This is a genomic window from Nibrella saemangeumensis (genome assembly GCF_039541915.1).
GTDB lineage: Bacteria > Bacteroidota > Bacteroidia > Cytophagales > Spirosomataceae > Nibrella > Nibrella saemangeumensis.
Genome location: NZ_BAABHD010000079.1, coordinates 38,155 through 53,158 on the forward strand (window position 1 = coordinate 38,155; position 15,004 = coordinate 53,158).

General features: G+C 49.0%; 8 protein-coding genes. All 8 read left to right on the forward strand.

Features of this window, described 5'->3' with window-relative positions:
- Window positions 1-4 precede the first annotated feature (4 nt).
- The 8 genes from ABD949_RS23145 (at window position 5) to ABD949_RS23180 (ending at window position 14,976) form a co-directional block, all read left to right on the forward strand.
- The gene (locus ABD949_RS23145) at window positions 5-322 is read left to right on the forward strand and encodes an anti-sigma factor antagonist (RefSeq protein ID WP_345247443.1); all 318 of its coding nucleotides are present in this window, start codon (window positions 5-7) and stop codon (window positions 320-322) included.
- A gap of 11 nt (window positions 323-333) precedes the next feature.
- Window positions 334-765 carry an ATP-binding protein gene (locus ABD949_RS23150; protein ID WP_345247444.1) on the forward strand — a complete coding sequence of 144 codons (432 nt, stop codon included), beginning with the start codon at window positions 334-336 and terminating at the stop codon, window positions 763-765.
- Between the two features lie 209 nt (window positions 766-974).
- Window positions 975-4,103, forward strand: coding sequence for a WD40 repeat domain-containing protein (locus ABD949_RS23155; RefSeq protein WP_345247445.1), 3,129 nt, complete (start codon window positions 975-977; stop codon window positions 4,101-4,103).
- Between the two features lie 17 nt (window positions 4,104-4,120).
- Window positions 4,121-6,898 carry a TonB-dependent receptor plug domain-containing protein gene (locus tag ABD949_RS23160; protein ID WP_345247446.1) on the forward strand — a complete coding sequence of 926 codons (2,778 nt, stop codon included), beginning with the start codon at window positions 4,121-4,123 and terminating at the stop codon, window positions 6,896-6,898.
- An 11-nt stretch (window positions 6,899-6,909) separates the two neighbouring features.
- Entirely contained in the window at window positions 6,910-7,623 is a 714-nt protein-coding gene (locus ABD949_RS23165; protein WP_345247448.1) for a hypothetical protein, read from the forward strand.
- Window positions 7,624-7,656: 33 nt separating this feature from the next.
- A complete protein-coding gene (locus tag ABD949_RS23170) occupies window positions 7,657-10,191 on the forward strand; it encodes a HEAT repeat domain-containing protein (RefSeq protein ID WP_345247450.1) in 2,535 nt (844 codons plus the stop codon).
- A gap of 52 nt (window positions 10,192-10,243) precedes the next feature.
- A complete protein-coding gene (locus ABD949_RS23175; RefSeq protein WP_345247451.1) occupies window positions 10,244-14,014 on the forward strand; it encodes an ATP-binding protein in 3,771 nt (1,256 codons plus the stop codon).
- A gap of 71 nt (window positions 14,015-14,085) precedes the next feature.
- On the forward strand, window positions 14,086-14,976 hold the full coding sequence (locus ABD949_RS23180; RefSeq protein WP_345247452.1) for a sensor histidine kinase: 891 nt from the start codon (window positions 14,086-14,088) through the stop codon (window positions 14,974-14,976).
- The last annotated feature ends 28 nt before the right edge of the window (window positions 14,977-15,004 follow it).

The window sequence follows — 15,004 nt, forward strand, 5'->3', positions numbered from 1 at the left end:
AATCATGAGCTTTTTTATTACTTCAGAGGTGAAAAAGGTCGCTATCATGACGTTGTCGGGCGAACTAGATTCTTTATCATCCAGGGAGTTTCAGGCAGAGATTGAGAAGGTCGCGGCTGAATCACCGAAGGACCTGGTTTTGCTGGTCGAAAATCTGAGCTTCATGTCATCGGCCGGCTTACGGGTGCTTATCTTTTCCAAACAGAAGATTGGACCGGATCTGTCCATTTACATTGTAAAGCCCCAGCCGGTCATTGTTGAAACACTGGAAAAAACCGGCCTTCATCACAGTGTCAATATTGTTGATGAATACTCTTTCTGACACGGACAAAAATGGAGTCGAAACTATTTCCGGGAACCCTTGACTCCCTTGACCCGATCAGGCAGTACGTGAAAGAACTGTCCCAGCAGGCAGGGTTAGACAAAAAGGCGACTTACAGACTCACGCTGGCCGTTGACGAAATAGCGACCAATATCATCCTCTACGGCTATGAGCAGGCGGGCCGGAGCGGAGATATACAGGTACTGTCTGAACTATCTGACGCAAAACTTACGGTTATTTTTGAAGATAAGGCGATACCTTTTGATCCGACCACTAAGGACTTACCGGATGAAGAAGATTTCAATAAGCCCCTGGAAGAAAGGCAAATTGGAGGAATGGGCATCTGGCTGACCATTAAAGGCGTCGATGAATTCAAATACGAATACGTTGATGATAAAAACAGAAATATATTTATCATGCACGTAGACCCGACGAAAACGTAAAGAAATCAGTTTCCTCCCAATGTTATTAATGGCCTGTGATACCTCGCAGGCCATTAAATTTTTTCAGGACCTTCTGCCCGAACCCGTTGAAATTGCCGTTTTAGTTAATTTTCACTAATATTAACCTTAGTTTCCTGAAAGGCGAAGTCGTGTTTCCTGAAGCGACATACTCACCGGAACGTTTCACCTACTGAAACAAGTACAAAACTATGTCGGAAGTTTTACTGAACGTTAACCCATTTCCCGGCTTACGTAGCTTTGAGCCTGAAGATGCCGGTTTGTATTTTGGTCGGGACTCCCAAATAAAAGAGGTTCGTAAAAAATTGGCGGCCAGTCGGTTTGTTGCCGTCGTTGGCTCCTCCGGAAGTGGAAAGTCATCCCTGGTAAAAGCTGGTGTTATTCCCGGTATTGAGCAGGGAGGCCTTGACAAAGCAGAATTTGACGACTGGTTTGTCATTACGTTCAATCCGGGTATTCATGCAACCGATTCGTTTGCAGAAGCGGTAAAGCAAGCCGTAGAGCGCCATACCCCTGAAGGTGAACTCCCACTGCCTGCTGATGAGCCTGACTGGATCAGCCCCCGGTTTTTAAGTAACCTTACGTATCGGTTCAATTCGAACCTGTTAATATTCATCGATCAGTTTGAAGAACTGTTTCGGTATGTTGATTCATCCGCGCAGGAGGACTCCCCAACCGACCGGTTCATTGAGATACTGCTGGAACTGCTCAGTACCAGCCAGCCCGTATATATCGTACTGACCGTCCGCTCCGATTACCTGGATGCCTGTACAAATTATGAAGGACTGACGGAAGCCATTAATCAGGGCTGCTACCTGCTGCCCCGCATGACCCGCGACGAATACCGGCAGGTAATCACGCGCCCCCTCGAGGTGTTTAACATTCCCATTACCGGGGAATTAACCGAGCAGATACTGGCCGATGTTGGTGACAAGCACGATCAGTTGCCGATTCTCCAGCACGCGCTGATGCGTACCTGGGCTTACTGGCAGCAAAATCACCAGCAAAATGATCTGCCCGTATCCGTTAATGATTACACGGCCATTGGTACCCTGCACGGTGCCATCACACTGCATGCAGAGGAAGTTTACAACTCGTTTATAACCGAGAAAAGTCGCATCGCCACCGAAAAGCTGTTCAAATCGTTTGTCTGCCTTGGGCCGGCCGAAACAGGGAGTACGCGCCCCATAGCCTTACAGGAAATTCAGAAGGTCACCGGCCTCCACGAGGAACTGCTGTTAGACGTCATCGACCGTTTCCGCGATCCGGGTATTTCGTTCCTGCTCCCTCAGCCTTCAGTACCCCTGGTGGGCGAAACCGTGATCGACTTTGCGCACGAGCGCATTGTTGATTTATGGGAACGGCTCCAGACCTGGGTTCGCGAAGAAACAGAATCGGCAAAGCTATACCAGCAAATCAGTATGTCGGCGAGTCAGTACCAGGAGGGAAAAACCGGGCTGCTCACTAACCCTGAATTGCTGATTGCGCTGAAATGGCTCAGGGATAGCAAGCCTACGGCTGCCTGGGCGCGACGGTACAATTTTCACTTTGAACAGGCTATCAATTACCTGGATTACAGCCGTAAGCAATACGAGTTTGAGGTTCAGAGCAAAGAAAAACGCCAGCATCAGGAAATAAAGCGAAACCGGCTCCTGGCCATGCTGGGTATCGGGTTGGCCATTGCGGCTATTTTGGCCACCATCTATCTGATCTTTCTGAACGCGGAAGCCAAACAGGCTGAAGAGTTTGCCCGGAGCAGCGCAAACGAAGCCAAGAAACAACAGGGAATTGCCGAGGGGGCCTTCAAAAAAGCGACATCGCAGAGTAAAATTGCGTTTCAGCTTCAGGAAATTGCCGAACAGCAAAGCGAACGGGCCCGCCGGCAAACGTTACTGGCCGAAATGAATGCGGAGGAAGCCCGGACCCAGGAGCAACTGGCCAAAGAATCGAGGGAAGAAGCGTTTGCCAATGCACAGGAGGCCAAGCGTAATGCTGACCAAGCCAAACGAAACGCCGAAACCGCCCAGAAAAACGCTGACATTGCTGATGAAAACGCCGGCCGGGCCCGCACCTCGGAAACCCTGGCCAAACAGAACGCCAAAGAAGCCAACCGGTTACGCAAGCTGGCAATCGCTCAGGCACTGGCGATTCAAACGTCGCAGATGCCTGACATTTCGCAGAATGAATTGCCGAAGTTACTCGCCCTTACCGCCTACCAGCTCAACAAAGAGAACAACGGCTCCGCCAACGCACCCGGTATTTTTCTGGCCCTCTCGAAAGCCGCTAACGAGAACACCATCCTGGAAGGACATAAAGACAACGTCAGGAGCGTAGCGTTGAATGCAGATGAGTCGCTGATGGCTTCGGCCAGCGATGATGGTACCGTACGGATCTGGGATTTCAACTCCATTAAACCCGTACGTACACTCGTGCCGGCCCGCAAGGTATCTATGGGTTTTCGAAGCCTTACGTTCTCAAAGGATGGCAAGCTGGTTCTGGCCGGCACCGCCGAAGGACAGCTTTTTGCCTGGGATGTTTCCAAACCGAAAAGTATTGCCACGTATCCGGCCCATCGTTCCAGGATTCTGGCGACCACGCTATATAAGGCCGCCGGTCAGCTGGTTACTGTAGGGGCGGAGGGCGACATCCGAACCTGGCAGATTAAGCCAACCGGCCTCGACTCGCTGGTTCACCTCCGTACGGGCCTGCCACTTACCTCCGTTGCGCTTACCGCCGACGGCACTCATCTGATCTGCGGCAGTGCTACGGGTAAATTAGCCATTGTTAACCTTCTCACCCCCGACAAACAGCCAGACATAATTACTAAGCCTAATCTGAACAGCCAGATTACCGCCATCACGCTTAGCCCAAATAGCGATATGCTGGTAACCGGCAGTGCCGATGGGGCGGTACGATTGTGGGAATATGGTAAGTATAAAGTGGGCGAATACCTGGGCTCACTGGCCGGGAACCATAAGTCGACGGTGTCGAGTTTGGCGTTTTCGCCCGATGAGAAATACCTGGTCAGTGGTAGTTACGATGGCAGCGTGCATGTCTGGAACCATAGTAACCTGGTGCAAAGGGAGCTGCAGCAACAACCCATCAGCATCGACGATTATGGAAACTGGATCCTGGATGTGTCTTTTCGGAGGGGCGGTAAACGGCTGATTATCAGCGGGCAGGATCGGGCTATATGGCTTATGCCGATCGATATAAACGACCTTTACGAGCGGGTTTCCAAAAAGGTCACCCGAAGCCTTACGGTGGAGGAATGGAATAAATATGTAGGTAAGGACATTGACCGGCCTCAGGTCAATTAAGAAATCAGTTATATAGTATGAAGCACCGCTACTTCTCCTGCTTGTTCTCTCTTTGTTGTTGCTCGCTGGGGATTGTTCATTCCGCCAGCGCGCAGGTTGGGTGTGGCGATTACAAAATAAAAGAGGCTCAGGACTCGTACAATGAAGGTAACTTCAACAAGGTGTTTGCCTTGCTGAAACCCTGTCTGGGTTACGGAGGGTTCAGTAAAGATAATACCAGCCTGGCCTACAAGCTGATGTCGCTGACGTACCTGGCGCTCGACTCTACGGAAAGAGCTAGTCAGTCTATCGAACAAATGCTTAGTTATAACCCTAATTATGAGCCGGAAACGGAATTGCTGCTACCTTATCGCTTCGTAAATCTGGTTAACCGGGTGAAGCAAACGCAGGCGAGGGTGGTGCAGGTAACGTCGGTGTCCAAGAAGCCGGAAGACCTGTATAAAGCGCCCGCTACCGCTATGGTTATTTCAGAGGAAGATATCCGCCGGCGCGGTTATACCGATCTGGAGATTTTGTTCAATGATTTGCCGGGCTTCGATGTTACGCGGTCTTACGGCCTGACCTATTCGAACATTTACCAGCGCGGTTACCGCTCTGACAATACCGAACGGACACTCTTCATGATCAATGGCATCGAGGAGAATGACTTCTGGAGCAATATCGCTTATTGGTCGGTTCAGGTTCCCATAACCAATGTAAAGCGGGTTGAAGTCGTATACGGACCGGCCTCTACGATGTACGGTGCCAACTCGTTTCTGGGAGTGATCAATGTGATTACGAAAACACCGAAAGAAATGCTTACCGGTCCGGGAAACGCCATCCTGAAAGCCGATATGGGGTATGGGTCATACAACACCCGCTATGCCGACGTAACCACCGCGGCCCGGATTCAGAATATTAGTTTCTCGGTGACAGGACGCGCGTATTACTCCACCCTGAATGACCTTTCGGGTTATGCCGAATACGATTACAATCCTGACGACTTCAATACTACGGATTATGCGACTCTTTTCAGGATTAGCCAGAATGGCAAACGCTACAGTGATATTTATGGGCTGAAGGGACCGTACTTCTCGCTGAACGGGAATACGCTCACCTTAACCCCGGCGGGGGTAGAGGCAGCCCGGGCGTACGACAAACGGGCCATGACGAAAAACGTGAATGGCGCTCCCATTGGGTACTCTAACCTGCTGAAATCATTTTACGTCCGGGCTAATGTTGTCATCAATGACTTCAATATGGGCTACCAGATCTGGCGGATGGATCAGGCATCTACCAATGCAGGTACCGACCTTTCGCGGGCCGGGGTAAAGAATGGCAGCGTCTGGATTCCTATGCAAAGTTTGTTTTATAACACCTACACCCGGGAAATCATAAAAGATAAGTTGGTTCTGATCAATACTACCCAATACCGGACGTCCTCAGTCAATGACCGATCCAGAGCGGTAACCCTGCGGAACTACAGTACCCGAACGCTCCCGTTAGCGCCATTGACCCAATCGGTTAAAGATTCATTAGCGGCTTTACCGACGGGCACTCAGGCTCAGTTTGCTACCAATGTGTTACCGGCGAGCGTTCGGATGGCCTACAATCTGGTGAATAATGCGCAGCCGTATTGGGAAACGCAGTATTTCTTCCAGCACTCCGACCAGTTCAGGAACGAGATACGAGTAATTGCATCGCCGGCAAACCATCTCGATGTCATTGGCGGTCTGGAATTCAGAAACAGCGGCCTACAGGGCGATTACAAGCAACTGGTCGATACGTCTTCCAGCCCGATCTACCGCAGTGCCGAGGAGTACGGACGAAGCAGTCTGGATACGGCCCAGGGCGGTAATATGTTCCGGTACCGGAATATCGGTGCTTTCGTTCAGGGTACTTATTCGCCCCTGCCTGCGCTTCAGTTTGTGTTTGGGGGCCGCTTTGATTATGCGCGAATCCGCAGGTCGGGCGGCTACGGCCGGGTGTTCAATCCTCGTCTGGCTATCGTGTATACGCCCGGCCATTTTGCTTTTAAAGCAATTTATGCCGAGGCTTTCCAGGATGCCTCCAGCCGTGACCGTTACGCCCTGGCTTCGACCCGGCTGCTGAATAATCCCGCCCTGCTCCCCGACCGAATCCGGAATTTTGAGCTGGCCGCCAACTATGTGCCGAATCCAGACTTGCAAATCGGGCTATCGGCTTACTATGCGCTCTGCTCCAATATTGTAGAGGAAGTAAGCGTGGCTTACCGATCGGGGACCACGCTCCAGAAACAGAATACAGGTGAAGCCGATATTTTTGGTATTCAGGCTATGGCCGATTACAAGTTGTCGGAGCGGTTTACCTTCTACGCCAATGCGACGTACACCAACGCCCACCGGACCGTAACCACCGTGGTGGCAGGGCGAAACGAAACGGTTCGTTTAGTAACTGGCGACATTGCACCGTACCACTTCAATGCCGGAGTGAACGCTTTACTGCTGAAAGATCGGCTGAACGTAAATGTACGGTTCAATTATGTAGCCGCCCGGCCGGTGGGTAAAAACACCTCTGTGCCCGATAACCCGGTGGGCAGAAATCCGGCCGATCAGGCCAGCACCGGACCGGGCGGTTATTTTGCTGCGTATAAACTATTTAATTCAGCCATTACCTATCAGATAAATAAATACCTGGATGTTCAGCTTATTATCCATAATATGCTCAATGAGCAATATTCAGATCCGGGGGGACGGAGCGCCAATGGTGTGTCACAGGCGTACCGAACTCCTCAAAAGGGCCTTAACGGTATGATCCGGGTGATGATAAATCTATAAAAATAAACTATATGAAACAGGATATAAAAATGGACTATAACCCGGTCGATGTTTTGCCTATCGAGTTTGATATTTTGGAGGGAAAACAGCTTACTGATAACCAGGCTTTTAAAAATCGTCTGTATGAACTGGTAGAAAGCAGCTACCAGAATGCGGATGAGCTCATAGAGCGGATTTTCGCCATAAACGATACTGCCTTTGTGGCGATATTCCAGGAAAAAATCATCGGTATCCTGCTGTTCAGTTACCGTAGCAAGCACAAGGTACGAGCCGGAGAGCGGGCTTATACCGCTATCTACAACGGGTATGCCGTAACCGATCTGAACTACAGGAACCAGGGTATACTACAGCACCTGATCGCAAACGCTACCAACGAATTTAACCAGCGCATCAGCCAGGAGAACACCCGGCTCCTGCTTTACGCCATTACCTCAAACCCATTCGCGGTTCGGGCTTACTGGAAAGTCTGTGAGCATATTGAGCCATTTCCCGACGGTTCGTATACGGATACCGGGCGTATTGTTGTCAATCAGCTAAAGCGGGAACTGGGCATAAGTGTCGAAGAAAGCATGCACCCATTCAAATTTACCACCTCGCTGCCCCAGCGTTACAGTGATTTTGAACGGCAGAATTTTGAATTCGCACCCTCCAAAGAGAAAAGCTTTCTTGACGACCTGGGCATTACCGAAAGCATTGGTGACCGGTTAATTTTCTTCTGGACCTGATACTGTAACCTTTATAAGAGAATCTGAAACCGTATGGAGCTCAGTAACAAAATACTGGCTTTACTGGACATCCGGCGAAACGAAAAGACCGTAGTCTTTTTGTTGATCAGCTATGCATTTTTTATCGGGTTTGGGCTGTACATGTATTATGTAGCCGCTACGTCGCTGTTTTTGACCAAATTCAATACGGAACTGCTCCCGGTCGCCTACATCATTGGCGGAGTTATGCTCCATTTTATCGGGCGCAGTAATCTTTTTCTTCAGGCCCGCTTCAAATTCTCCAGCCTGTCGGCCTACCTGCTTATTGCGCTGATTCTGTCTATTGCCGGCCTGCTGCTGGCGTATAGGCTGACCGACAATAAGTGGATAATCTTTGTGTTGTTTCTCTGGATACGTACGAATCTGTTCGTATTCAGCTTTACCTTCTGGCTTTCTGCTTCCCGTATATTTGACCTGGAGCAGGCCAAGCGGATTTTCAGTGTCATCAGTACAGGCGAGGTGGCTTCGTCCATAGCCGCTAACCTGATGGTCAAACTATTGCTGAGCAGCAAAGTGGTTAGCGTGGTGGGACTTTTGTATATCTCGTTGGCCAGCATCGTTATTTCGTTTTTCATCCTCCTCCTGATTCTCCGGAAAAATAGGGAAAAACTAGCCTTCACCCACGTTCGTCAGAAGCAACCGGCTAACGAGGAGAAGAAGCAGTTCAGCCTGTTCCAGAATCGCTACCACGTATATGTGTACCTCCTGGCGTTGCTGCCGGTTGCCTGCTTATACCTGATCGAATTTAACTTTTCCATTACCAGTAAAAAGCAATACCCGGATGAGAATCAACTCGCCCAGTTTCTGGGGCAGTTTCTGTTCCTCTGCTCGGTTATCGAGTTGCTGATCAAAGCGTTTCTGTACCGGTTCGTTACCAAAACTTTTGGCTTGGCCGCCGGCCTCACTATGCTGCCCATCGGGTTGCTGTTGATCGCTGCCGGGGTCATCGGTCTTGAGACCACCGGCGGTGGCGTGTTCTTCCTGATCCTGATCAGTCGATTCCTGATAACGTCTATCCGGCGGTCGTTTAGTGATACCTCGTTCCAGATGCTGTTTCAGCCTGTTCCGGAGCAGGAGAGTGTTCATCTTCAGAACCGGGTAGAGTCCTATGCCAAGCCCCTGGGGTATATTGTGGCCGGTGGCTTTCTGCTTGTGTTAATGCAGTTCAAAGTGGTCGGAACCCTGGAAGTCTATCTGCTACTGACCGGCGTATTGGCTGCGTGGCTACTGTGCGCGCTGGTCATGCTCGACGAATACCGGAACCGGCTCCTGTCGTTGCTATCGCAGGTAAAGACAGCGTTTACGAATGCGGTTGCGCGACAGGAGGCTGACGAATGCACCGTCCCCGCCGATACAATTTCCTATGAAGACCTTCAGGCCCTTTCGTTATCTCCGCAGAGTTGTGACCGTCTGACGGCTGCGCAGCATCTTGGCCAGTCAAAGCGCTATCTGGCTTATAAGCACCTGATTCATTTACTGGAGGACCCGGACCCCCGAACGCGTAAAGCCGCCCTGCAAGCCGCCGGTCAGCTAAAGCGTATGGAATTATGGCCTTTTCTGGTGAGCAACCTCGCTGAAGAAGAATTCCGGCCCGATGTGGTGCGGGCCATGGTCATGTTTGGTGATGCAGGTGTTGAGGCAGTAGAAAAATCGTTTGTCAAAATGGCTGCCCGTACCGATCTGTCGCTGGTATTCATCGACGTTGTCCGTGACATAGGGGGTGCAAAAGCCGTACGGTTTCTGCGTCAGAACCTGGCTAACCCCTCCGCTATCATTCGAGACAAAGTATATGAGGCCTTAACGCAAATGGGCTATAAGGCTAACTTTACCGAACAGTTGTCTATCACCCAGGAGGTCGACAACAAACTCTCTTTTTATATCTGGACCTTAGCCGCTGAGGTAGATCTGATTGATAACCTGAGCGATAGTGAGCTGATTGAGGCCCTCCGGCACGAGCGTACCGAAGTCTTGTCGAAAATTTTTAATCTGCTGACTGTCATGTACGGTGATGCCCGGATCGACCAACTGCGGAGCCTGTATTTTGAAGCAACCGGAAAACGGAAGAGCTACCTGATTGAGATTGTCGATATGGTACTGTCAGACGAAATGAAAGTTCGAATACTACCCATCATTGGCGATGTTTCCATTCAGGAGACAATCCTGAAAATGCAGGCTTTTTATCCTCAGCAGCACCAGACGCCCAGAGACCGTCTGGTTGATATCGTTAACAAAGACCCGGCGGCAATTCGGGATCATACCCGAACCCTGGCGCTCTGGCAACTGCTGGAGTACCCCGATAGCGATCTTTCGCTGGTATATATGGCCTTTGCCGGCTCGGCCAGTGAAGCGTTGGCCGAAGCCGCGCTATATGGTTTATATCGATCGGATACGCAGGCTTTCAACGAGCTAATGGCCTATTATGAGCTGACAAACGATCAGACTCATCTTCGCCTTTGTGAGCGAATCACAAACCACCACCGGGTAGAGGGACCGGGTACGACAAAATATGAACCGCTTGTAATGACTTAAACCAACACTTAGGAACCGTATACCAGGAACAGGTAGTATATTAAAAAGTTGTATGTGTAGGCAAATCAGGTATAAACGATCGGGCCGTGCAGAATCATGCTTACTCGTAATCTGCCTGCTGCTGGCAGGTTACCAGGTTAGCATAGGGCAGTCGGGAAGGTCCGGTGAAATTGGACAGTCATTTGTCAGGCTGATTGGTCCGCAGGTCTATAAAGCACATGCCCAGAACTTCGCTGTCACGCAGGACAGCCGGGGCATTATATACGTGGGCAATTTTGCCGGCGTGCTGCAATACGATGGGGTAAACTGGCACCAGATCAATACGGCCCAACAAACCAGAGTTACCGCATTTGGACGCACTGAAGAAGGGAAATTATTTGTGGGGGGAAACAACGACTTCGGTGTTTTAGCCCCGGATAAAACCGGACAGTTGCAGTACAAGGCCCTTACGACCGGTGTAAGAACCGATTTTGGGGAGATCCATACCATCCTTACCCAGCAGGAGAACACTATCTTTTTTAGCAGGCAGAAAGTATTTCAATGGAATCAGACGACGGGCAGAACAACTGAATGGACAGTTGACCGCGATATAGCGGCTGCCTGGTTGTCGAATGGCGTTGCTTACGTTTATCAGCCCGGTAAAGGCCTTGGCCGTTTTATCAATGGCGGCATAGTTCCCATCCGGCAAACGGCCCGGCTGGCGGGAGGTGTCAGCGCAGTATTACCGCTCAGGGGCGGGAATCTGATCGTTACGCCTGATCTGGGGCTATTTCGGTTGGCAGGCGAGAATCTGCTCCCATTTGCCTCCTCCGCGAATCAATTACTCATCAATGGGGCTATCCGAAAAGCCATTACCCTGCAATCCGATCGGCTGGCGCTCTGGTCGGATAAGCTTGGCTTGGTTTTGCTGAGCCGGGAAGGGGAACTGTTACAGGTTAGCGATTACAAAAATCAACTGGAAGGTGGTCAGGTTGGAAATCTGTTTGAAGACCGGGAAGGCAATTTGTGGCTGCCGCTGGATAATGGAGTGGCTATACTGAATACGGCATCACCAGTGTCTTATTTTGCCGGAGCCAGCCAGGTTAAAAGCATCCTCCGCCATAAAGGAAAACTGTACGTAGCGACGGGTAAAGGGCTGTTCTACGTAGACAAGGCCGCCTTACGCCCTGTGTCACCCATTACGTGGGGTTGCTGGTCACTGGCCGAAGCGGGTGGATCACTTTTTATCGGTACCAGTAACGGACTCTACCAACTGGTCAACCAGGAAGTACGTCAGCTTTCCAGTGCCTTTTCATTCTGCGTAGTACGATCCGCTACCGATCCCAACCGCCTGTACGTGGGTTCGGAAAACAGCCTTGGCCAGATCCGGGTAAACGGGGCCAGTGCCAGTTTTAACTGGCTGCCCATATCAGATCGGAGCAGATCGGAAATCGGCAACATTACCGAAATCGTTGATGACGGTACCGGTACCGTCTGGCTGTCGGCCATGGGAAATCGCCTGATCGCTTATTATCCTGAAAGCCAGAAAAGCCGGGTATACCTTGATAACGATCAAAAACTGATCGACAACCATCTGCTCAAATCGGCAGGGCGGCTGATGTTGTACAGTGCTGACGGGATTTCTGCCTATAACAGCGTAAAAGACACGTTTGAAAGGGTCAGCACCTTTTCCGGACTAAAAACCACCAGTTGGTTTGGGGCCATCGTAGAAGACAGCAACGGGAACGTGTGGGCTACCGATGGTGACCAAAAGCACATTCAGGTGTATGCAAATGCCCGGATAGACAGTGCCAGGCAGGCCTTGCTGCGCCCATTAGCGGATGTAGCGTTTACGGTCATTTATCCGGACAGTGACCGGGTGGTGTGGTTCGGCGGCATGGACGGGCTCGTCCGGTATGATCAGCAGTTTTCCCAGACAAGCACAGGGGCCTTTCCTGCCGTGATCCGTCAGATACGGCTCAACAGCGACAGCACCTATTTTAGTGGCTTCACCGGTAATGCGGAGTATCCGGCGATTATGGGTCAGGATGCAAAATTTTCGTCCAGCCTCAATAACCTTACCTTCGAATTTTCGGCGGCTAGTTACCTCCCCAATCAGCCCGTCGAATTTCAGTACTTTCTGACCAACTTTGATAAAGGTTGGTCGGCCTGGAGCACGCAGGTCGAAAAAGAGTATACTAACTTACCGCCTGGTTCGTATACCTTCAGGGTAAGGGCCCGGAACATATATGGTGATCAGAGTCAGGAAGCAACCTTTTCATTCGTTATCCGAACGCCGGTTTATTTGCAATGGTGGGCGAAAACCTTGTACGCACTGCTGGGAATAGCCTTTGTTGTTGTTATTCTGCGCTGGCGCACGAAGCGCTCAGAGAAAGAAAAACAAGCGCTGGAAAAGCTCATTGAAGACCGCACCGAAGAAATCAGGAGTCAAAAGCAGGAACTGGAACAGCAATCAGAAGAATTAGCGCTGAAAAATGACCAACTCGAACGGATTGACCTGATCGTTCAGGCCATTAATGCGGAAGTTGGCATTACCAACCTGTTCAGAACAATACTGGAAAGGCTGAAGATCATCCGCAATATGGAAAGCGCAGCCGCTTTGATTTACGACCCGGAAGTAGACATGTTCAGATTCAGGGCATCGGTTGGCATCAAGAACGCAGAATTATTTGATGAAGTGCGTATAACGCTTAATCAGGCCCTGGATCGTTACCTGACTAATGCAGACGAAGTTTTTGAAGATATTTTTGTTCAAAATCAACTCCATGCCGGAAAGAATCCTCCGCTCGTTGCCGGCCTTACTCAGCCTAAATCGCTGATTGCTATTGCTTTGAAGGCTGAAGGGCGGGTAGAAGGATTTATTATATTGTACAACCTTAACCGGTATGACGCCTTCGACCAGCGGGATTTTAATACCTTACGAAACTTAAAAGAACACTTGCTGGCAGCTTTTATCAAAACACGGATCCTTCGAAATTTAGAGAACACGCTGGACAATCTGAAGTCGACCCAGGAGGAACTGATTCGCCAGGAAAAGCTGGCTTCGGTGGGTCAGTTGACAAAAGGCATTATGGACCGGGTCCTGAATCCGCTCAATTACATCAACAACTTCTCTCAACTTTCAAACAACCTGATCACCGAGATTACATTGATGCTGGAGGAACAGAAAGCGGTAATTCCTGAAGAGCTGCAGAGTGATGTGATTGACGATCTGGAGTTACTAAAAGATAACTTAAGTAAGATTCAGGAGCATGGCAACAGCACCTCACGGATTGTCAAGGATATGCAAAAGCTTTTACGCGAAAAAACGACCAATTTTTGCGAAACCGATTTAAATGCTTTTATAGAAAGTAAAAGCATTATAGCGCTACAGGAAGGTAAAAAAGAACATAATGGGGTTGATGTTAATTTACGCTTCAGTTTTGATACAAAACTGCTAAAAGCGAATATTCTGCCTAATGAGTTAGGTCAGGCAATTAGTAGTATCATCAGTAATTCTGTTTACGCGCTGACTGAGAAGAGTAGGAGTGTGAAAAATTTTATGCCAGAAATAAGTGTATCAACTAAGGTAATAAATAATGAAGTTCAGCTGACCTTTAAAGATAATGGAAAAGGTATACCTGCTAAAGAAAAGCAACAGCTTTTCAGCCCATTCTTTACCACAAAACCAACGTCAAAAGGTACGGGTTTAGGCCTGTTTATGACGAAAGATATTGTGGAAACTCATGGGGGTAGAATTGCAATTGATTCAATGGAAGATGAATATACCGAAATTGTGATTAGTTTACCTGTATTAAAAGAAGAATACTCAGCATTAGGTTAATTTAGAGTATGTGTAAAATAATTTATTAATAGCCGTACTATTCTGAAGTGACCAGTATAATTTAATCGATTATGGAAACTACCAGCAGCTCTACCGAGCTTGAAAAAGCTAACGCATCTTTATCCGAAATGGTGTTAGCCTTAAATAAAGAAATTGATGTATTTAAACAACGGTTTGTTCAGCAGGACAACCTCGCAAACATAGGTAATTTAACGGCGGGTATTCTGCATGAAATAAAAAATCCACTAAACTTTATAACTAATTTCTCCAAGCTTTCGGTAACTATTTGCAAAGAGGTAAAGGAGATTTCACAGAAGATTCAGGAGGGTACAAGTCCGGAAGACATAGCCGAAATGAATGATCTGGTTGTTATTCTTGAAAACAATCTAACCAAAATACAGGAGAATGGTGAGCGTGCCGAGCGAATCATATTTGGCATGCTTTCTCAAACTAGGACTAACGAAATTGCTTTTCAGCCTACCAATATTAACCAGATCCTCGAAGAATTTGCAAAGCTTGCTTACCAGGGCGCACGGGCCGAAGATAAAGATTTCAATGTAACATTCTCCTTCAGGTTCGATCCGGCTGTTGGGTTGATAAATGTTGCTGCTACTGAATTTAATAGAGTCATCATTAATCTGGTTGGTAACGCTTATTATGCTGTGAATGAAAAGCGACGCCGGTTCGGTGAAAAATACAACCCGGAGGTTTTTATTTCAACGGAACGGTTACCGCAGTACGTGGTTATAAGGATCCGGGATAATGGAATAGGAATTCCGCCGGAAGTCAGGCAAAAATTATTTACTCCGTTCTTTACCACAAAACCAGTTGGAAAAGGAACCGGCTTGGGGTTATCTTTGAGCCGCAGCATCATTCAGGAGATTCACAAAGGCACTCTGGCTATTGATTCTGAGCCCGGAGAGTTTACCGAAGTCACCATAACATTACCCATTCTGGTCTAGATGGGACTTTTTTAAACGAAACTCACTT

Coding starts and splice junctions, on each gene's coding strand:
- ABD949_RS23145 (WP_345247443.1), top strand. CDS start 5: ATGAGCTTTTTTATTACTTCAGAGGTGAAAAAGGTCGCTATCATGACG.
- ABD949_RS23150 (WP_345247444.1), top strand. CDS start 334: ATGGAGTCGAAACTATTTCCGGGAACCCTTGACTCCCTTGACCCGATC.
- ABD949_RS23155 (WP_345247445.1), top strand. CDS start 975: ATGTCGGAAGTTTTACTGAACGTTAACCCATTTCCCGGCTTACGTAGC.
- ABD949_RS23160 (WP_345247446.1), top strand. CDS start 4,121: ATGAAGCACCGCTACTTCTCCTGCTTGTTCTCTCTTTGTTGTTGCTCG.
- ABD949_RS23165 (WP_345247448.1), top strand. CDS start 6,910: ATGAAACAGGATATAAAAATGGACTATAACCCGGTCGATGTTTTGCCT.
- ABD949_RS23170 (WP_345247450.1), top strand. CDS start 7,657: ATGGAGCTCAGTAACAAAATACTGGCTTTACTGGACATCCGGCGAAAC.
- ABD949_RS23175 (WP_345247451.1), top strand. CDS start 10,244: ATGTGTAGGCAAATCAGGTATAAACGATCGGGCCGTGCAGAATCATGC.
- ABD949_RS23180 (WP_345247452.1), top strand. CDS start 14,086: ATGGAAACTACCAGCAGCTCTACCGAGCTTGAAAAAGCTAACGCATCT.